This is a genomic window from Henriciella barbarensis (genome assembly GCF_003576345.1).
GTDB lineage: Bacteria > Pseudomonadota > Alphaproteobacteria > Caulobacterales > Hyphomonadaceae > Henriciella > Henriciella barbarensis.
On record NZ_QWGB01000007.1, the window covers coordinates 1 to 18,919 of the forward strand.

Annotated in this window: 17 protein-coding genes and 3 tRNA genes; 4 read left to right on the forward strand and 16 right to left on the reverse strand. The window is 56.0% G+C overall.

Features of this window, described 5'->3' with window-relative positions:
- Window positions 1-63 precede the first annotated feature (63 nt).
- A protein-coding gene (locus D1224_RS10865) for an IS3 family transposase (protein WP_119377970.1) occupies window positions 64-1,244 on the forward strand; the annotation gives its coding sequence in 2 pieces (ribosomal slippage) (window positions 64-313 and window positions 313-1,244; 1,182 coding nt in all).
- Window positions 1,245-1,254: 10 nt separating this feature from the next.
- Here D1224_RS10865 and D1224_RS10870 read toward each other — a convergent pair.
- From D1224_RS10870 to D1224_RS16325, 7 genes are all read right to left on the reverse strand, one after another.
- The gene (locus D1224_RS10870; protein WP_119379989.1) at window positions 1,255-2,385 is read right to left on the reverse strand and encodes a UvrD-helicase domain-containing protein; all 1,131 of its coding nucleotides are present in this window, start codon (window positions 2,383-2,385) and stop codon (window positions 1,255-1,257) included.
- Window positions 2,386-2,981: 596 nt separating this feature from the next.
- Complete coding sequence (locus D1224_RS10875) at window positions 2,982-3,443, reverse strand: thermonuclease family protein (protein WP_182482258.1); 462 nt, start codon at window positions 3,441-3,443, stop codon at window positions 2,982-2,984.
- Between the two features lie 300 nt (window positions 3,444-3,743).
- Window positions 3,744-7,376: a DEAD/DEAH box helicase gene (locus tag D1224_RS10880; RefSeq protein WP_119379991.1), complete on the reverse strand. Its 3,633-nt coding sequence runs from the start codon at window positions 7,374-7,376 to the stop codon at window positions 3,744-3,746.
- A complete protein-coding gene (locus D1224_RS10885; protein ID WP_119379992.1) occupies window positions 7,376-8,764 on the reverse strand; it encodes an EH signature domain-containing protein in 1,389 nt (462 codons plus the stop codon). The genes D1224_RS10880 and D1224_RS10885 overlap by 1 nt, the downstream gene beginning before the upstream one ends.
- On the reverse strand, window positions 8,761-9,477 hold the full coding sequence (locus tag D1224_RS10890; protein WP_233350512.1) for an OmpA/MotB family protein: 717 nt from the start codon (window positions 9,475-9,477) through the stop codon (window positions 8,761-8,763). Before D1224_RS10890 ends, D1224_RS10885 begins: the two co-directional genes overlap by 4 nt.
- A gap of 56 nt (window positions 9,478-9,533) precedes the next feature.
- Window positions 9,534-11,045 carry a hypothetical protein gene (locus D1224_RS10895; protein ID WP_119379993.1) on the reverse strand — a complete coding sequence of 504 codons (1,512 nt, stop codon included), beginning with the start codon at window positions 11,043-11,045 and terminating at the stop codon, window positions 9,534-9,536.
- A gap of 347 nt (window positions 11,046-11,392) precedes the next feature.
- Complete coding sequence (locus tag D1224_RS16325) at window positions 11,393-12,313, reverse strand: hypothetical protein (RefSeq protein WP_147372374.1); 921 nt, start codon at window positions 12,311-12,313, stop codon at window positions 11,393-11,395.
- Window positions 12,314-12,445: 132 nt separating this feature from the next.
- Here D1224_RS16325 and D1224_RS16865 point away from each other — a divergent pair, with 132 nt between their 5' ends.
- The 3 genes from D1224_RS16865 to D1224_RS16495 all read left to right on the forward strand — a co-directional run bounded on the left by D1224_RS16865 (window position 12,446) and on the right by D1224_RS16495 (window position 13,645).
- Window positions 12,446-12,991 carry a tyrosine-type recombinase/integrase gene (locus tag D1224_RS16865; protein ID WP_407647462.1) on the forward strand — a complete coding sequence of 182 codons (546 nt, stop codon included), beginning with the start codon at window positions 12,446-12,448 and terminating at the stop codon, window positions 12,989-12,991.
- A gap of 79 nt (window positions 12,992-13,070) precedes the next feature.
- Window positions 13,071-13,415, forward strand: coding sequence for a DUF3768 domain-containing protein (locus D1224_RS10910; RefSeq protein ID WP_119379996.1), 345 nt, complete (start codon window positions 13,071-13,073; stop codon window positions 13,413-13,415).
- Window positions 13,416-13,426: 11 nt separating this feature from the next.
- A complete protein-coding gene (locus D1224_RS16495) occupies window positions 13,427-13,645 on the forward strand; it encodes a hypothetical protein (protein WP_119379997.1) in 219 nt (72 codons plus the stop codon).
- Window positions 13,646-13,822: 177 nt separating this feature from the next.
- On the opposite strand, the gene D1224_RS10920 is transcribed toward D1224_RS16495, so the two are convergent.
- The 9 genes from D1224_RS10920 to glpX form a co-directional block, all read right to left on the reverse strand.
- Window positions 13,823-13,899: transfer RNA gene (locus tag D1224_RS10920), tRNA-Arg, on the reverse strand.
- A gap of 16 nt (window positions 13,900-13,915) precedes the next feature.
- Window positions 13,916-14,224, reverse strand: coding sequence for an ETC complex I subunit (locus tag D1224_RS10925; RefSeq protein WP_119379998.1), 309 nt, complete (start codon window positions 14,222-14,224; stop codon window positions 13,916-13,918).
- Window positions 14,225-14,244: 20 nt separating this feature from the next.
- Window positions 14,245-14,321 (reverse strand) — tRNA-Pro (locus tag D1224_RS10930).
- A gap of 44 nt (window positions 14,322-14,365) precedes the next feature.
- Window positions 14,366-14,800, reverse strand: coding sequence for a PaaI family thioesterase (locus D1224_RS10935; protein ID WP_233350513.1), 435 nt, complete (start codon window positions 14,798-14,800; stop codon window positions 14,366-14,368).
- On the reverse strand, window positions 14,784-15,272 hold the full coding sequence (locus D1224_RS10940) for a DUF192 domain-containing protein (protein WP_119379999.1): 489 nt from the start codon (window positions 15,270-15,272) through the stop codon (window positions 14,784-14,786). The genes D1224_RS10935 and D1224_RS10940 overlap by 17 nt, the downstream gene beginning before the upstream one ends.
- A gap of 61 nt (window positions 15,273-15,333) precedes the next feature.
- Window positions 15,334-15,852, reverse strand: coding sequence for a cold-shock protein (locus D1224_RS10945; RefSeq protein ID WP_233350514.1), 519 nt, complete (start codon window positions 15,850-15,852; stop codon window positions 15,334-15,336).
- Window positions 15,853-15,951: 99 nt separating this feature from the next.
- Window positions 15,952-16,026, reverse strand: a tRNA-Glu gene (locus tag D1224_RS10950).
- A gap of 146 nt (window positions 16,027-16,172) precedes the next feature.
- The gene (recJ, locus tag D1224_RS10955) at window positions 16,173-17,957 is read right to left on the reverse strand and encodes a single-stranded-DNA-specific exonuclease RecJ (RefSeq protein ID WP_119380001.1); all 1,785 of its coding nucleotides are present in this window, start codon (window positions 17,955-17,957) and stop codon (window positions 16,173-16,175) included.
- A 3-nt stretch (window positions 17,958-17,960) separates the two neighbouring features.
- A complete protein-coding gene (gene glpX / locus D1224_RS10960; RefSeq protein WP_119380002.1) occupies window positions 17,961-18,917 on the reverse strand; it encodes a class II fructose-bisphosphatase in 957 nt (318 codons plus the stop codon).
- Window positions 18,918-18,919 lie beyond the last annotated feature (2 nt).

Sequence of the window (18,919 nt, forward strand, 5' to 3'; positions counted from 1 at the left end):
TGACCCAGCCCCGTAATTTCCGGCCATGAATTTGCAGAGTCCTCGACACGAAGAGGATGACAGATGCGCAAATCACGATTTTCCGAAGAACAGATCATTGGGATGATCCGGGAGCACGAAGCTGGTGTGAAGACGGCCGATATCTGCCGCAAGTACGGCATCTCGGATGCGACCTTCTACAAGTACAAGGCGAAGTTCGGCGGCATGACGGTGTCGGACGCCCGGCGGTTGAAGACGCTGGAGGAGGAGAACTCGAAGCTGAAGCGCCTCCTGGCCGATGCCATGCTGGACAATGCCGCCCTGAAGGACCTGGCGACAAAAAACTTCTGACGCCCGATGCGAAGCGGAAGGCCGTGCACCACGTGATGGAAACGCATGGCCTGTCGGAGCGTCGGGCCTGCCTGCTGGCCGATCTCGATCGGTCCACCTTCCAGTATGAGAAACGCGATGGCGGTGACGAGAAGCTGCGCCAGAGGCTACGGGAGCTGGCTGGTGAACGCCGCCGGTTCGGCTATCGCAGGCTCGGCATCCTGCTGGACCGCGAGGGCCTCAGTGCCAATCACAAGAAGATCTACCGCATCTATGCCGAGGAGGGGTTGGCCGTGAAACGACGACGCGGGCGAAAGCGGGCGACAGGCACGCGTTCGCCCATGCTCCTGCCGGAACAGGCGAATGAGCGATGGAGCCTGGACTTCGTGTCGGATGCCCTCAGCGATGGCCGCCGGTTCCGCACGCTCTGTGTTGTCGACGACTTCTCCCGGGAAGCCCTGGCTGTGGTCGTCGATGTCTCCTTGTCCGGCGTGCGGGTCGCGAGGGAGCTGTCCCGCCTCATCGCCCAGCGGGGCGCTCCGAAGATGATCGTCTCCGACAATGGCACTGAGCTCACCAGTCATGCGATCCTGAAATGGGTCCGCGAGGTCGGCATCGAGTGGCATTACATCGCGCCGGGAAAGCCGACACAGAATGCCTTCGTCGAAAGCTTCAACGGCCGGCTGCGCGACGAGTGCCTGAACGAGCATCTCTTCGACAGTCTCGGTGACGCCCGGCGCATCATCGAAGCCTGGCGGATCGATTACAACACGACACGGCCGCACACCGCACTCGGCGGACTTGCTCCGTTGACCTATGCCGCTCAGCACCGCAGACACCGGCCCGGCTCGCTTGAGCGTCGCGGTGGCTCCGCTCGCCGGGCCTTGACCTCAAACCAACCAACAGAAAGAAAGGCGAACAGACTCTCCGAATGAACGGCCCGGATCACGGGGCTGGGTCAGTCTCACCAGCTGATTGAACATACGCGTGCCATTCTGCTTTACTTCGGAAACTAGAAGGGTCCGGCACTGCGACCGCGTATAGGGCGCGGAAATAGATATAATTCAGCTTGAAGCTCGAGTTGTTAGCCAACTCTGTATCAACAATCTTTTGAAGTAATTTCCCGCGAGCGAAATCGTCTTCCGCAGTTTTCGCAAGGCTTGGCTTCTTCGCCGTGTTCTCAGCAATTATTTTTTGCCCCAACGAGTGAAATGTATGGACCTGAAGCCCATCAATTCCTTTGAACGCAGAAAGGCGTGACGTAATACGTTCGCGCAGCTCTTCGCGAGCCGAGTTATTGAACGCGACCACTAAGATCTCTGCAGGCTCGCAGAGTTTATTCATCAAAATGTACCCGATTCTTCCGACTAGCGCGGAGGTCTTTCCGGAACCAGCAGGCGCTACAAGTAGGTTGCGGTCCTCCATAGTTACGGCAGCCTGGCGTTGCTCATTGGTGAGCGGACGACTTTCGACCTGTTCGAAAAAAGATTTGTATCTGAGCAATTCGCCTTCAACGAATTTGCGGTTTCGCGATTTGATGGTCTCAGACTGGTCCGATGCTATCTCGCTTATCGTAGCTAGCTTGTCGCGAACGGCTGGATCTACCAAATCCAATTGGAACATGGGGTGCATGAGAAAACGCAACACTCTCCCATAACCCAACGATGCTTCGCTTAAATAGCTCTCGATCCATTTCTGGCGGTCTCGGTTTGCGATGTACATTGGTTTAGCGAGGAGAGCTTCGATAGCGGTTGAAAGATGCACAATCGACGTGCCCTCATTCGATAGGGCTGCCGCAACGCCGTTCTGGACACGTGCAACAAGTTTCTTCTCGAAACTTCGGGCTTCACCGATCGGCAAACGCTTTGCCTCTAAGCTCATATCGTGGGCTCGAACAGAAATATCCGCCCAGCCGATGAGCTTCGGTACCAGTTGGACATCCACGACGTCTTGATACGCAATAGTTCGAGGCGCCTCACCACGAGTAGCGAAACGGATGGATCCCAATTCTAGGCTTACTGTTGTCTGCCGGACTCCGCCCAAAAGGCTTCCGATTCTACCACTACTGATTTCCATCTAAACTTAATGCCATAATTCTGCGGGCCCGTTCATCTTCTTTCTTAGATGGCGGCAGAAATCAGTCGAGACACCAAGCCTAAACGGCTAATTCGGACATCGTCGGCTGGCGTCTCTCTAGGATACATGGTCCAGAGATAGAGGAAGTGCCCGAAACATAGATGCCAACCAATGGCGTTATTCGCGGCAGGCTGTGCGAAATATATTTGCCTGGTCGTGACTGCCGAACTACCTGCTGCCTCTTTGGAGAGTGAGATACGTAAAGGCCAAAGCGCTTCGATTTCTTATTGGATAGCGTTTGGCTTTGTCTCGTTCATCCGCACTCATGGTATTTCGACAATAATCACATGAGTTCAAATGAGTGAACTTGTGGGGCTGTTCACTTTTTTCGGGTCGAAATACCCAATCTTCGGTACCTACAGTGGGTGTAGAAGCATCTAGTGGCCATGTTGAGCATACCTGTTGGGTAACACTGTATAGGCGGGGCGCCTCAGTAAGCGTGGGGCGCGGCAAGGCGCTAGGGGTGCGCTAAGTAGTGGGGCATGTGGGGCATTGGGGCACGTTGCTAAGCGCCTGTCCTCTCAGCCCTAGACGTCCTAATCGTAGGACCGATCACCCCAAAGGTCGGCCGGGCAAGTTGGCGACCAAACATTTGCGCCCGCCTCACGAGCGCGAGCCTCCTCATCCGCATATCGGCCATCGCTGTAGCGTGGCCAATCGCGGCCCCACCCCGTCGATACCATGAATTCACCGATATCGACGCCGGCAACGTCACACACCGCAATTGCGCGATCCCAACGGTCCTCACCGCTGACATCGCAGGTGACAGTCCGGCTTCCGATAAAATCAGACAACGCCAGGGCTGCTTGCTGATACACGTTCACATCGCCGCAGCGCGCCCCCCGTTCAGGGGTGTCATACCCGCTTAGTCGAACTCGCTTCCCATGAATTTCGATCGTGTCGCCATCAATGACCGACGCAACTCCAGCCAACTCTTCAATAGCGGGTTCGGCTGCTGTCGACCCGACGCTACACCCGGCTATTACGAATCCGAGCATGCCAAACGCCCCTACCCTCTTTATCGTCATCTGAAAGCCTTCCTAGTTCAATAAGTAGGTTCGACCCGCGAACCCACTTGATACGTAGGCTCGCTAAGCCCTTTGCGTAGCACGAACACGCTAACGAGGCGTACCACCGAGGTCTTGCGCGCTGGCGGAGAACGGGCGGCCGACGCCGCTGCATGCTGGCAAACTCGATCACACTGAAAATTCGACTAAGCCTGACCGATATCTCTTGATCCACTGCAAGCGCAGTAGTTCGACATCTAACGAGGCATTACCGATGAGCGTATCGGGTAGCTAATGAACCCCACTCATCTTTGGTTGAGACTGCTGCGTAGAAGATATCGGCTCATGAGTGGCGACGACTGTGCAGTCTTTTTCTGCACTCATCACACCCTGAATGCCCCGGCCGAGATCCCAGATGAAACGGTCACCCGTTCGAGCGACTGCCTCCACGCTCCGGTCATGAAGATCATCACCAGCACGCTTGGACTTTATTTCGAGCGTTAATGGGACATCCGAGAGCCCCGATCTCCAGCTTCTGGAAAGATGCTCCACCTGATCATCGTCGCTCTCTCGGTGATCCGAGTTTGTTGATTCGGCATCATACGCAGTCAGTTCAACCTCCGTAATATTTGCAGTCATCCGTCTTAGTTTTTGTACAAAAGCAACTACCTGCTGGCGTTGCTTTCTGTGGGCGCATGTATAGGGGTCTACGATCTTCAGAGTGCTAATATCTGCACCGTCCAGGTACTGCGAGAAAATTCGCCAATCTCGTGCTTCGCCCTGCTTGAAAACAAGGCGCGAAATCAGCGCTGCAGGTGGCTGTTCTTCCCAGCCCGGAATCGCGTCTTTTGCGGTCAACAGCCGCCGTACTTTAGGAGCTTTTTCCGGTTCTCTTTCTGTCGGCAGTGGCACAAGGGGGTCTTCAGCCTCAAGCGCCAGCTTACCTTCTTCACCCGTTCGCGCAGTAGCCCAGTCTAATGTTTCTGCGAGAAGATATTCAGCATCGCTATCACTCTCAGGCGGCACAAGCAGGGTCGAGCTCAGCTGGCGCTTGCGCCGCATCAAGGCGTCGAGCCGCCTGTCAAAGCTATGTTCAGCGACACTTGGATCCGGATGGATTGCCAGAGGGAGGTGCACTGTAACCGGCTTATCTTGCCCTATCCGATAGACTCGGTCTGTCGCTTGGTCCTCGACTGCCGGGTTCCACCAGCGGGAGAGATGGATGACATGATTTGCCGAAGTAATATTCAATCCGACCCCTCCCGCCTTGGGGGAAAGGATCAGCAGGTCAAATCCTTTTGGGGCCGCCTGGAAACGGTTGACGATATTTTGGCGTTCGGCGCTTCGTATACTGCCATTTATTCGAGGTACCGGGTGCGGTAGGTCGAACCAACGCTGCAAAGCTCCAGACAAGAAGTCTTGCATCGCATGGCTTTCGCAGAAGATCAGCGCTTTCTCCCCTTCCTCTCGAATCGACTGAAGGATCTCGAACGTCTTTTGGAGCCGGGCTGATTCTTCGATATATGCCCTGTCATCGCTGACTGCATGCGGGCTGGCCGGATGGAGTGAAGTTCCCCGCATCTGCTGGATGATTTCAAGCATCGAACCACGGCTACCCTCCTGGCGCATGGCCTGCGCCCGCAAAAGAACCTTGTCATAAGCAGCTCTCTGCCTGGGCGGCATCGCCGCTTCATGAATGACCATCTTCTTCTCAGGGAGACCTTCGAGAATGTCAGATTTCATTCGTCGCAGCATGAAGGCCGGTGTATTGTCGGCCTGTTCGGTAATCTTCGAGTGAAGGCTTTCCATAGCCACGCGGTCGTCCGGCGTGTACTTCGTCTCGAAGTCCTTGCTCGTCCCGAGAAACCCGGGGAAAATAACGTCACTGATCGACCACAAGTCTTGTAGCCTGTTTTCAACGGGTGTGCCTGTCATGCCTATTTGCAATTGACCGTTGAGCGTTTTTGCCGCCCGGGTCATCTGGCTGACTGGGTTTTTTAGCTTCTGGATTTCATCGTAGACGACAACCGAAAAGCGGATCTTGGCGAAGCTCATATGATAGTCGCGCATCGTTTCGAAGGTCGTTAGCACCACCCCCGCGTCCCGCAGTTCCGAAACGTCTAAGCGTGAGCTACCACCTCGGATGTCAGTACCCTTCGCTGTTCGCAGTCGGTTAAGGTCGCCACCATAAACTCGTTCGAGCCGACCTAGCGCACCCGGGCGAATGTGTAGTTCAATCTCCTGTTCCCAGTTTTTGAGTAGGCCGCTAGGTGCGACGATCAAAATGGGTGCCAAACTTGGGTTCTGGCCCTTGAGCCACGCAAAGAATGCCAGGGCCTGAAACGTTTTGCCTAGTCCCATATCGTCGGCCAGCAATAAACCAGGTGTGCCGCGTTGCCAGCCATGAGAAAGCCAGGCGATCCCGATTTTCTGATGGGGCTTCGGGGTGGATATCACTGACTGTGGCAGGTTTGGCTGCTCGAATGCCGGCCCGCCCTCTCCTGCTGCCAGGGGTGCAAATTTTAGCTCTTCAAGATTGTCATCGACCTGAAGAAAATAGGTATCTCGAGGAGGTTCAGCTTGGTCCTGATTTCCCGCTGTCTGTGCCTTAGTTGCTTCATCATGAAGAGTTGAAAGGTTTTCAATCGCGGCAACGAACTCCGGCGTGGCTGGGTAGCGTTCGCCCTCAAACGCGAAATCTTCTTTCTCGTCTTGCAAGGCCTGCGCTGCTGCCGCCTTTAGTTCAGGCAACCGTTCGGGTACGAGGCTGATCTGCCTGTCATGAGGCGGGTCGCCAATGCGAACCCCAAAAATTTCAGGAAGCCATGAGTTTGGTTTTGATTTTAGCCACGGGACAACTACCGGCTTCCAGACCTCGATATCGCGAACACGGGTCGAGAACTGCTCTGTTTCGACAAATAGACAAATCTCGCCATCATCGTCTTCCGCAGACCCTGCAGCCAAATATTCGCGCATAGCAAGCGTAGGGTTTCTGGCGAATTCCCGCTTCTCCTCATTCGATGCTCGTTGTTTCCGATGAACTAGTTCGAGCCCACGCCTCAGCCCCTCATCGAGGAACACAAACGTTCCATCCGGCATAAGGTACCCATTACGAACAGTACTCGCCTGCCTAAATTTCTGCGCAAAAGCGCGCGCTCCATTTGGCGGTAACAGCCCCTCTGAGGTCGCATCCGGCAAGCTTCCAAGCTCCTGCGAAGTTTCGTTGGTTCGCTGAGCAAATAGTACCGGGTCGAAATCGAACTCACCGTCTGCAAGCTTCAGATCGAGTGAAAACGCGGCGGCATGAGCAATTTTTAAACGGCTGATTTGTCCGTCCGGCTCGATTTGCCCCCCAATTTGATTGCCGAGTACCTCTTTCAACTTCACCAGCACGGCCTGTCTAGCTGAAAGTTCGCTCTTGCTATTGAGCTCTCGAACTAATTGCCAAGCCTGGAATAGTCGCCGCGGCAGCCGGAAGCTTTCGCCGCGCGTTCGAATGCGCGCGCCCGCCACGTCACAACGTTCGGCCTGCCCACCTCGACTAAGCCAGCGCGCCTCCACATTAAATGTCGCCTCGTGAACTAGACCCCTGCCGTTCAGCTGCAGCGTGAGTGGCGTCACTGGCGGCAGCCCCAGCTCCCGGGCGTCAGCCTCTTCCAGATCCGCGACGAGATGAGCGGGCAGTAACAACCCGTCACCGTCCTCCTTAATCAGCTGAGCCGTGTCATCTTCACCTTGCACCCGAGCTTTCGCGAGCGCCCTGCCTTGCGAATAAGAAAGCTTGCTAGGCCACTCTGCGATTGGGATGGTGTTCAACTTTGGTTTCATTAGCGGCAGCGATGGGGCGCGCGTTTCCCGCAGCTCGATGCGTTCTCGCCCGTCAGGTCGCAACATAGCGCAAAATCGGATGTCGACTTTCGTCATTAATATCCTCGCCCAAATACCGGATGACGGAGATTCGTCGCCCGATAAATCTGCCCAGCGAAACGTGCCTGCCAATTACTCATGTGAGAAATATGGAAAAAACTTCCCCCGTCCGCCATGGCTTTGAGACGCCGAGTTTCGTAGGTTTTGCCAAAGAACTTCGGCGCTTGGGGATGCTCGCTTCCCCAAAATCGACAAGCACCATTATGGCTCCACTCGGCGATCACGAGATCTCCCAGTTTCATCAAAAGTGAAGAATGGCTCGCATCGCTTCCACCGCCTGTATTAAGCGTGGCGAAATCCACCCTTTCACCGGATGCCGCGATGATCTTGCGAATATCTTCTTTCGCACGTGGGCCAAGTGCAAACCAGGCGTCCGAAATGTGTCCTGCTTCTAGGTAGCCCAGCCAGAAGCGCTCGCGTTCGTCCCACTGATCCCTGCGCTCCGTTGTACTCGCAATAGCGCGAAAAAACGTTCGCATTGCCGCGTCGGTTAACCAGCGACGCAAGACAGACACTAGCGAATACGCCGCCTCTGGACCTTCCTTGTCAGCAATCACACGCTCTAAATTGGCCCAGCGGGTTACGGCAATACGGGGATCTCCGACACTTTCGACCAGGAAATTTGTGACATGTTTGCGGTGATCATCGCCGGGGTTCTGATTTAACCAAGGCCTCAGTAATGCGAATGCTAGAATAGGAGTGCAGACGGCACCCTCCTTGGCCTGCGCGAACATCTCCAGCAGTCGCCTTTGCCCATCGACAGCCGCTTCATCGCGCATCAATGCTACAGCCCTGCACGCCTCATCGAATGCAACATCGCCGAATCGGGTCGAAAATATCCGTGATCCAAAGCCTAATTTTTCAAGCAACGTATGCGGCCGCGGACCACCGAATTCTACCAGTGCCTTTCCTACCGTGGAAGGCCCATCTTCGAGATGCCATAGACGCCAGGTTTCGCCCCGGCCGGCCCAAGGCTCGCCCAAATACGTAGCAGCTTCCTTCGCAGCGTTCGCCAAACTTGTGCAAACAGGGTGATCAACAGGAAAATGTTGTAAATATCCAGCAATGGTCGAGCGAAAATGGCTTCGTTTCTCTCGGCGGCGGGCTTCTACGAGCGCCTTAAGCCCCAGCCCATGATAGTCCGGATACTGCCATACTTGGGATAGTAGCAAATTGAGATCCCTGCTCTTGGCTCTTGAAAGGGCCTCTGAGGACATCCGTTGAAGAAAAGTGATTAGTTCTTCGGTATCCACGAGTTTCCCGACAAGCGGATCAGGTAGATGGACCAGTGCTGCCTCTACAGCGGTGCATTCCGACAGCCGAACCGGGAAGCCATGTTGGGTGCGGCTCCGAATATCGCCAGCAACGCTCTTCAACCCGTTCATGGCAAGTCTTCAAGTAAGCTGGAAGGGTTCTCCGGATTCCCGCCCGGTGTTTGCATCAGAAATCTCAAATCAATCCTTCGGTTGCGGCTTTTCGCGTCCTCAGTGTCGCCGATGTCTATCGGACGATCCGGGCCATAACCGCTCACGCCAAGAATTGATTGTGCTTCCGCGTCAGGACCATTGCGAAGCGTCTCAAGCAGCGGTGCCGACACTCTTAACGCCCGAAACGTGTTAACAGCTCGCCGCATAGATAAATCATAATTGTCCATTTGTCCCCGCATCGGGTCGCTGTCGGTATGGCCCTCAATGAAAATTGCATCGACTCTGTGCCGTGCACGGTTCTGCGGTGCACAGCTGGCCCCATACGTGTAGCAGGGCAGAATTTCCGCCATAGTCGCGGCGACGGTCTCAATCTTCTGAAGGTTTGTCGGCGCGAGTTCCCAAGCCCCTTTGGCGAAAAGTACTTCTTCCGGCAGCCGCAGCACGCCTGTTTGGGTATCAATCGTTACTTGAACACCGCGTTCTCTAAGGGTCTGCTCAAGAGCCTGGAGAAGTGCCGTCCGGGTAGATTGTGCGCTGCTTAAGGCAGCGACGGTTTCCTGATACTCAAGCTGAGACTCACTCAGCTCAGCGGTCATCTCCTGATAGTCTATCGCAAAATAGACTAGCATAATGATGAAAATAAAAAGTAGGCCGACCATCATGTCCGTCATCGAGACGAAATAGCTTTCGGCTTCCTCTGACGGCCTTTTGCGTCTACTCGACTCAATCATGTTTCAGTGCTTTTCTCGCGTTGCTGCAGCCGACCGAGAAAGTCTTCGGCCTGATCAGAAAACTCTTTCAGAGGTTCGAGCGCAGCGCCGAGCCGTTGGATACCCTCGCCAAGTTTGGCATCGATTTCCCCAACATGCTGGACCACGTGATCTGCATGATCACGGGAAGCTTTCGAAAGGCTCGCAAGCGCCGCGGCAAGCGCCTCGTCCACTGCCTCAAACCGACCCTGATAATCCGACCAAGCAGCTTCCGCGGCCGCCCCTGTGGCCGCGAGCTGCCTAGACAAGTCACGCATGTCCCCCCGAGCCGTTTCAGCAGATGCAGCCTGTTCGGCCACAAAACTTCTCGTAGCCTCAAGAGCCCCCTCGATCGTCTGCGCAACTTTTTGTAGTGGATCGACGGCCACATGCACATCACTTGCTGCCCGTTCAAAGGCTTCTGCCGCCTTCACAGAATTTGACCCTGCTGCCTCGAGCATCTGCAGATGGCTGTCCATCGCATCACGTTGGGCTCCCATACTCTGCGACAACGTTGTCAACGTACCACTGAAGGTGGTCATAGCAGTCGCAAGTTCTGCCATTTCAGCTCCGGCGTGCTCGCGCATCGCCTCTGCAATCCCGCTCGCACCCTCACCGTTAATCTGGGCAATACCGCGGGATATATCGTCAAGCGCGCTAACCATCGGTGCAACCTGGCGCTGGAACGACTCATCAATCGTCAGGGCAAGCTTTGTCGCAAGATCCTTCACGGCAGGCGTCTGTTCCTTCGCCTGGATGAGCTGCTCAATGGCAATACGCTGCGGCGGCAGGTAAGCCATGCCGTGCTCCAAGTAGTCGCATAAATCCGACAGCTGGCGGCTGAGCTTCTGCTTCGATCGATGATCGACATACCGAAGCAGGATCGAACCGAACAGACCGCCTACCGAAGCCCAAAACTTTGCAGCGGTAATTGCGAGAAGCTGTTGGAGCCCGGCTCGCATGCCATCAGCGTCGGTTCCTTGCATGCTCGCCGTCGCCGCCGTCAGTGCAGCAATAATGCCCAGAAAAGTAACGAGCAGACCAATTGCTATGAAAATATTGGCAAGCCAGCCAAGCGTTTTGGCCTCGTCCACTAAATCCAAAAAAAAATGTTCGGGCCGAGCTGTGTTCTGCAAGCAGTCTTCCGCCGAAACGTCGACGATCGTCTCGCGGTACTCCTCCCAGCTACGACGCAACATAGGCACTAGGCCCCGCCCAGATTGGATCATTACTGCATCAATGTCCGAAAACCGTCTCGCAAAATTTGCGCGAACCACATCAAGCGAGTCGGCCGTCTCAATTTCCGCCAACACCTCGTTTCGCATTGCAAGAGCGCGGGAAAGTGGTGAATGGATGAAAACCCAGTACTTTGTCGAGATAGCCACGGCCCAGGCGATGAGAACTATGGCAGCGACAAGAGCCATCGCGTCGCCGATGCCGGGCACGCTTGTAAAAACCCAAATCAAGCCTTTGCCGACCACGTCGATCATTGTGCTACCCCAGCGCAATCTACCTCTACACCTGAGGTCTACCGCGCACTGACCAGGGATGGCAAATCCACAATAACAATAAGCGGTGGAGAATCTTTGGAGAGCTTCCATCCTTTTTTCGCTGGATGCGCTGCGCTCCAAATCTGGCTCATGTCTGCCTGAAGGATTTCGGTAATGTGAAAGTATGCTCAGATGAACCAATCTAACGCGGGCATCATAGTTCATGAACGCGTCAAAACACTTAGGTCAGGCAAAATGAGGCCGGGACTGCGGCGAACGAATTCGTAGTACCTCTGCGCGTGCTTCCGGTTATCTATCGGCTGAACCTGATCGAGGCACGCCCAATGTCAGCCAATACTCAGTGGTAGGCGCGCGCAATTGCCTTTCGCCGGACAGCGTTGAGCGCAACGCTGATCGCCACGTATTTGGTTGGCATTGCAGACGTTACCTTCGCTTCCCGCACAGCGTCGCCAAAGTGCGTGCTGAAAGATCCGAGGCACCGCACTCGGCCAGGCGTCATTGGTTCTGGATGCATCTACTCCGTCGAACGCAGTCAGCAGCAATCCACGACATCCACCATGCTGATAGCAACCCGCACCGAAAGCGTGCGCCGAGCCCGCAGCTTCAACTGCGCCGCACCGAATAAGCAGATTGTGCACGAGCCTATCGATGACCAGAAGTGATGTTCCTGCTTCGACGTAGAATGCTGAGTTCGACCCCACACCGAGCAAGATGTCGCTGACGAGCATGCTTCCAACCTTGTTGGACACGCCACAAAGCCTAGAGAAGCTCGTCACGAGCGATTCGGCGAATTCGGCAGGCGAGCCAACAAATTGCACGCGTTGGCTCTCCAGCCACGCCCAGGGTGTCCTGTGCGGCTTTTCGAGCGACCAGTAAGTTAAACCAATCGCCAACCTCGCGAGTAAGCCATTTCGCGCTGGCACCTTTCCAACCACACACTCACTCAAACCCGTTGGGTTCGAACAGGTATTCGCCGTTTTGCGAAATCCGCAATTTTGTAATGCTGACACACCGCGCGACCATTCACATGCAGCTTGCGGAACGAGTGTTTCCAAGCGCTCGAAATCAGGGCTGCCGTGTTGCCCCATCCACACAGCCGCGGCTTGATCACTGACCCCCTGAAAGTTGCAGACTGCGAAAATGTGGGCGCAAAAATCAGCCCACGACCAGCGTTCGAAGTTTTGCCAGCCGTCAGATAAACCCGAGAGATAATTCGGGTCGAGGTTGTCATCGACGATCGCCCTCAATGCTGCTTTCCACCTACGGCCGGGCATGGTATTGCGTTCTTGTTTTGTTCCTGTTATGCGTATAGCTAACGTAACAAACTGGCAGGTGTCAAATTAATGGCCGGCAGGCAGGCGAAATTGCTGAGTGACGCAATGTTTGACCGAGCCCTCCGCCTCCTCACCAGCAGCCGATACCCCGAGCGCAATCGAGTGATGCTCCTGCTAAGTTTTAAAGCGGGCTTACGCGCTAATGAGATGGCCGGTTTGACCTGGGCAATGGTTCAACGAGCAGATGACCAACTGAGTCACTGTCTCGAGGTGGAAGACCATATCGCAAAGAATCATCGTGGGCGCCGCATCCCAATGCACCGGGATTTGAGGAAGGCATTGCGCGAGCTGAAAGCTTATGATCGCCCTCATACGCACGACACAGTGCTGCGAAGTGAGCGAGGCGCTTCGCTTAATAGCGCTTCGGTCGTGAATTGGTTTGCGGACTTTTACCGCACACATGGGTTCGCTGGCTGCTCCAGCCATTCAGGTCGAAGAACTTTCATTACAAAAGCGGCCCGCGAAATAAGCCGATGCGGAGGCAGCTTGCGCGATGTTCAGGAGTTGGCTGGTCATGCCTCACTTCGGATGACCGAGCGTTACATCGAGGGCGATCGTCAGACCCAACGACGGCTGGTCGCTCGATTGTAGAGCCCGGCAAACAGAACAGACTTTTTTTGAGCCCTGCGTTTCACACGCGCAGGGCTCTTTTCATGAGAGGAGCTAAATCATGACAGAAGCGTGTGAAAAAAGAACCGAGAGAACGCGACAGCTAAACGATCGATTTCGAGAAGATCCGAAAGACGGCAAGATTGTCGTGACCGAAGGCGTCGCCGTCATTGCCTACAATATTGGCCTCGGTGAGATTCTTGAGGCGGTCAAAACATTCGATCGGTTCGATGAGGCCAATGACCCGCACTCAGAGCATGACTTTGGTGCGATCGAGTTTGATGGCGCGAAAGTCTTTTGGAAAATCGACTATTACGATCGGGCCATTCAGGCCGGTAGTGCCGATCCCTCAGATGCCAAGCAGACAACCCGCGTCATGACAATCATGACTGCGGAAGAATACTAGGAGAAATTGGTATGACCACCGCATCAAACTTTCGACCAGCAATCGGCCAAAAGGTACTTCAATATATCGAGGACGACGGAGCCTGGTACACGTTGGCAGTCAAGTCTGATCTCCTGAGCCCGCTAAACGGTCGAGAAAGAGTCGAGGCCACCTACGTCGATTATCCGGACGATGGGAGCATCACGGTCTTCGTAGATGAACTTTACAAGATACCTGAACCGCTCAACTGAACGCGGCTCAGCGGCTTCGCGACGAACCATGAAAACCCGCTTCGCTTTAGTGAGGCGGGTTTTCCACAGCTTTTCGATTCGCCGGCTTTTGAGAGCGAATATCACTGCAGCTTGCTACCGATGTGCTACCGACAGCCTCGCGCGGGCGTGAGCAATTCCGCTAAGTCATTGAAAACATGGCGACCCCTACAGGACTTGAACCTGTAACCGTCGGATTAGAAGTCCGGTGCTCTATCCAGTTGAGCTAAGGGGCCGGAAAAGTGCGCTGGACTAATGCGTCCAGGGCTGCTTGCGATCGGCAGCGAAGTTCTGGGAATAGGATTTCACCAGACGCTTTGGCTCACGCGGCTCATCGACGGTGAAGGCCAGTTTCTCGCGCTTGGCAAACTCGATCGCTTGCTCACGCGTTTCAAAGTGCATCCGCACCTGGCCCGTTGTGTCGTTGATGCTGGTCCAGCCCATCAGTGGATCGGCGAATCGGGCGTCGTGATCAGCACGAAACTCAAGAACCCATTCACGCGTCTTTCCCCGGCCAGACTGCATGGCAGTCTTTCTGGGTCTGTAGATACGCGCGTCCATGGTCGCCTCCAGAAAATCGATGGTCGGAGCGAGAGGATTCGAACCTCCGACCCTCTGGTCCCAAACCAGATGCGCTACCAGGCTGCGCCACGCTCCGACATCGGAGGCCCTTTTATGCAGACAGGCCTTTGCCTGCAAGCCCTATTTCAGTGTTCGACGCAGCACGCGGAAAACTGCGTCAGCCCGCGCGGTCAGAGCGGCGCCCACGAGCATGTCTGTCGTGACGTGGACAACGCCATTATCGGAGGAAATCACGCGTGGGCGCGCCTCCAGCCAGTCGCCGGGACGGATAGTTCCGTAGAAGCTGGTCGTAAGCTTCAGAGTGACTGACATTTTCCGGGTTTCGTACCAGACGGCCCAGGCAAGCGCGCCGTCCGCAAAAGAGCTCACCATGCCGCCATGCATGAAGCCCATACTGTTACAGTGACGATCCAGCACCCAGATACCGCTTCGCATGTCGCCTTTTCCCGTCGCACGGCAGACAGGGCCATTGCGCATCGTGAACGGGCCGCGAGAAGAAGATACTTCGAAGCCCGCAGGCGGGTCGCGGTGAACTTCGTTATTCTGCGGCATCATTGCCGAAGATTGCGTGGCGCACAGTGTCACCCGGCTCAATACCGAGCTCGGCTGCCCTGCCGCCATTGATCTCAAGTACGCCTTTCACCGGTGTGCCGGGCGAGATCGTGCGCAGCGAACCTGGAATAGCATTCCGGGCGATCATCACGACAGAACCGGTCGAGGAGATGAACAGCATGTCGAGAGGGATCAACGTATTCTTCATGTACATCGCTGGCTCACGCGGATTGCCGAAATCAAATAGCATCCCCGCCTCCGGTGAAAGCGAATCGCGATTCATCAGCCCGTAGGAGATTTCGTCGCTTTCATCAGCGATCTCGATGTCGAACTGGTGAGTGCCATTTGCCGACTCGATGGTCACAGTCGATTCCTCAAGGGGATCGGACGGCGCCTCAATCTGCGCAAAAGCGGTGGAGGATGGCAGCAACAGTGTGCTGAAGCTCAGGGCCGCGACGGCAAGAAGTGTTTTCATGGAAGCGGGTTTAGCCCGCACCTTTCGCACGCACAACACGTCTTGGGGGCATGCGATGTATCTATTCTGTAAGGACAGCGCTGACATAGGCGCCGCGCGTGCCGTCAGCGATCGTTACAGTGAACTGTTCGCCAGGTTCGGCGGATGAAATGCCGCCGCGACGCAAGACGGAAATATGGATGAAGACATCACCTTCCTCCTCAACCCGGTTCACAAAGCCAAAGCCCCGCTCAGAGCTGAACCATTTGACGACGACATCTTCTGGATCAGGCGCGTTGCCCTTTTCCTTAGCGATCACTTCGCGGGGGCGGTCCATCTCGATGATATGGTCGACCTGCCAGCCACGCTCGCCTGCTACCGCATCGCACACGATCCGCGCCCCCTCATCCGCGTCCGACTCACCATAAGCGCGTAGCGCAGAGATATGGATCATCACATCACCAGAGAGCTCGGATGAGGTCACAGAATCAGGAATGACGAAACCATAGCCCTTTGCGGGGTCGAACCATTTGATGGCGCCGATCACCCTCACTGAGGTTGAGGGCTCTAAATTCTGGATTTCTGGTTTCAACGCGCTCATCAACCCACCATTCCCGACAGGAATAGTAGAAAAGCCGAATCAGATTGTCATCCCCGCAGGGCAAAACAAATCGTGTTTTACGAGAAATTGTCCAAAAACTGGCACTCCCTAGGGGAATCGAACCCCTCTTTCCAGGTTGAAAACCTGGCGTCCTAACCGATAGACGAAGGGAGCGCTCTGTTTGGAACGCGCGATATAGCTGCCAGTCGCACAGCTTGCAAGCGGCTCTATGCGGACAAATCAGTTTTTTGCAGTTGGTCGCTTTTTACCGGGCATATCGACATCGCTGGAGCCCCGGCCATACACGCAATTTCAGGGATTCAGATGTGTGAAGGCGCGGCGTCCACGAGTTCCAGTTGCGCGCGCCGGCGGCCATTCCACTCATCACATTTCAGCCGGCCGACCAGGTGAAAGCGTCCACGGGCCTGCAAGGCGTCACCAAGCGGCGTCCCCGCGCTGCGCCAGCTTAGCACTTCTACACGGCCGCTCGTGCTTTCGGCCGTCAGACGAAGATGGTTCACACCGATGGGGCGCGCGTGTGTAATCTCCATGTCAGTCAGCGCGAAGTATGGCTCAGGTGCGCCCTGGCCGAATGGGCCAAGCTGCGCGATCAGATCAAACGTGTCAGGTGATATAGCGCCTGCATCGAGCAGTGCGTCGACTTTCAGTTCACGTGCCGCATGACGCTCATCGGAAAACGCGCTGAGGTGAGTGTTAAGCCACTCGGAGAAGTGTTCGATCTGATCGGGCTCAAGGCTGAGCCCGCCGGCCATCGCGTGCCCACCCCCTGAAAGGATGTGCCCTTCACGCGCTGCCTGGGCGATTGCGTCGCCGATGTTCACGCCGCGCACAGAGCGTGCGGACCCCTTTGCAACCGGGCCAAGCTCCCTGCCCCAGCCGATGACGATGGTCGGCCGATGAAAGCGGTCCTTGATCCGACCGGCAACAATTCCGATGACGCCGGGGTGCCAGTCTTCGCCGGAGACAACGAGGGCATGGCGGTCCGGATCCAGCTCTAGCTGGCGCTCAGCTTGTGCGGTCGCGATTTCAAGTATGTGGGCCTCTACAGCCTTTCGCTCATCATTCAGGCCGTGAAGACGTTCTGCGAGCTCGATGGCTTCCTGACGGTCATCTGTCGCGAGTAGCTTTGCCGCGAGCCATGGATCCCCCACCCGACCGCCAGCGTTCAGGCGCGGCCCGAGGACGAAGGTCGCATGGTAGACGCTTTCGATCCGCCCGATACCGGCCACATCAGCCAGAGCACGAAGGCCGGGATTGCCATCGCGCGCCATGATTTTCAGCCCTTGGTGCACGAAGGCGCGGTTAGCGTCCTGCAAGGGCGACATATCGCAAAGCGTGCCGAGGGCGCAGAGGTCCAGCCAGTCGAGCATGTTGGGCAGGCCGACGGCTGGGGCGATATTCCGCCTGCGGGCTTCGGCGTTCAGGGCTGCAAGCATCACATAAACGACGCCGGCCGCTGCGAGGTGGCCATAGCCGGATGTGTCATCTGGCCGATTCGGATTGACCAGCGCCGCTACTTCCGGCCACTCCTCCCCCATCAGGTGGTGGTCGATGACGATGACGGGAAGGCCAATGCGGCTGGCTTCTTCAAGCGCCTCAGTCGCAGCGGCACCGCAGTCGACAGTAATAACGAGATCAGCCCCTTGGTCTTTCAAATAGCGGAAGGCCGCGGGCGAAGGGCCATAGCCTTCAGTCAGACGATCTGGCACGTAGAGCCCAAGTTCGCGGCCCCATGCGCGAAAATACCGGGCGAGCAGAGCCGACGACGTGCCACCATCGACGTCATAATCAGCAAATACAGTGACGTTCCGGCCATCAGCTATCGCGTCGAGAATCAGACTGGCTGCCTTATCCATATCCTTGAAGGTCGAAGGATCGGGAAACGTGTCTCGAAGCTTTGGCGCCAGAAAACCCGGCGCTGCACTTGTTTCCACACCACGCAGGAAGAGCAGCCTTGATATGAAGTCTGGCGTGCCGAGCGACAGACTCAGCTGGCGTACCTTGTTGTCGTCCACCTCTGCGAGCGACCAATAACGGTCGCCGAGAGACTGACCAACATTGAAGAGGTAGCCACCGTCCGGCATCGCCTAAACGGTGCGGTAGCGCGACTGGATCTTGCGCACCATGCCGTCGGCAGAACTCATCACGAGCGTATCGGTCGTCGTGACATCCGGATGCACGACGACGCCGTCGACAAGGCCGCCCTTGGTGACACCCGTCGCACAAAAAACCGTTTCGCCGCTCGCCAGCTCATCAAGCTCATACTTGCGATCCAGGTCTGTCACGCCAACACGCTTGGCGCGTGCACGCTCGGAATCATTCCGGAAGAAAAGCCGCCCCTGCATCTGCCCTCCGACGCATTTGAGCGCGGCAGCCGCCAGAACGCCTTCCGGTGCACCGCCTTGCCCGATGTACAGATCAATGCCCGTGTCCGGATTGGTCGTATTGATGACGCCAGCGATATCGCCATCGGAAATCAGGCTAATACGTGCACCGACGCTACGAATGCTCTCGATAATTTCTGCATGACGAGGACGATCAAGAACGCAAACTGTTATCGATTCGATTGAGCGTCCGGACGCCTTCGCGATGGATTTGATGTTCTCGGCTGGTGTCGCGTCGAGATCAATCACACCTTTTTCATAGCCCGGCCCGATGGCAATCTTGTCCATATAGGTATCGGGCGCATGGAGCAGGCCGCCGCGCGGCGCAATCGCCACGACAGCAAGCGCGTTTGCCATAGCCTTGGCGGTGAGTGTCGTGCCTTCAAGCGGATCCAGCGCGATATCGATCTCCGGGCCATTTCCCGTGCCGACTTCTTCGCCGATATAGAGCATCGGCGCCTCATCGCGCTCGCCTTCACCGATGACGATACGGCCCTTGAACTCAACCGAGTTGAAGGCTGTGCGCATCGCATCAACAGCGGCCTGGTCGGCGGCTTTTTCGTCGCCAAGGCCAGCCAGTTTTTGCGCCGCAATCGCCGCGACTTCTGTCACGCGCACCATCGCATCAGCAAGATGCGGGACGAGAATGCTCTTCGTCATAT

Excerpts from the sequence above, each read along its gene's own strand:
- D1224_RS10870 (WP_119379989.1), bottom strand. The coding sequence starts at position 2,385 with ATGGAAATCAGTAGTGGTAGAATCGGAAGCCTTTTGGGCGGAGTCCGG.
- D1224_RS10875 (WP_182482258.1), bottom strand. The coding sequence starts at position 3,443 with ATGCTCGGATTCGTAATAGCCGGGTGTAGCGTCGGGTCGACAGCAGCC.
- D1224_RS10880 (WP_119379991.1), bottom strand. The coding sequence starts at position 7,376 with ATGACGAAAGTCGACATCCGATTTTGCGCTATGTTGCGACCTGACGGG.
- D1224_RS10885 (WP_119379992.1), bottom strand. The coding sequence starts at position 8,764 with ATGAACGGGTTGAAGAGCGTTGCTGGCGATATTCGGAGCCGCACCCAA.
- D1224_RS10890 (WP_233350512.1), bottom strand. The coding sequence starts at position 9,477 with ATGACGGACATGATGGTCGGCCTACTTTTTATTTTCATCATTATGCTA.
- D1224_RS10895 (WP_119379993.1), bottom strand. The coding sequence starts at position 11,045 with ATGATCGACGTGGTCGGCAAAGGCTTGATTTGGGTTTTTACAAGCGTG.
- D1224_RS16865 (WP_407647462.1), top strand. The coding sequence starts at position 12,446 with ATGTTTGACCGAGCCCTCCGCCTCCTCACCAGCAGCCGATACCCCGAG.
- D1224_RS10910 (WP_119379996.1), top strand. The coding sequence starts at position 13,071 with ATGACAGAAGCGTGTGAAAAAAGAACCGAGAGAACGCGACAGCTAAAC.
- D1224_RS16495 (WP_119379997.1), top strand. The coding sequence starts at position 13,427 with ATGACCACCGCATCAAACTTTCGACCAGCAATCGGCCAAAAGGTACTT.
- D1224_RS10925 (WP_119379998.1), bottom strand. The coding sequence starts at position 14,224 with ATGGACGCGCGTATCTACAGACCCAGAAAGACTGCCATGCAGTCTGGC.
- D1224_RS10935 (WP_233350513.1), bottom strand. The coding sequence starts at position 14,800 with ATGATGCCGCAGAATAACGAAGTTCACCGCGACCCGCCTGCGGGCTTC.
- D1224_RS10940 (WP_119379999.1), bottom strand. The coding sequence starts at position 15,272 with ATGAAAACACTTCTTGCCGTCGCGGCCCTGAGCTTCAGCACACTGTTG.
- D1224_RS10945 (WP_233350514.1), bottom strand. The coding sequence starts at position 15,852 with ATGAGCGCGTTGAAACCAGAAATCCAGAATTTAGAGCCCTCAACCTCA.
- recJ (WP_119380001.1), bottom strand. The coding sequence starts at position 17,957 with ATGCCGGACGGTGGCTACCTCTTCAATGTTGGTCAGTCTCTCGGCGAC.
- glpX (WP_119380002.1), bottom strand. The coding sequence starts at position 18,917 with ATGACGAAGAGCATTCTCGTCCCGCATCTTGCTGATGCGATGGTGCGC.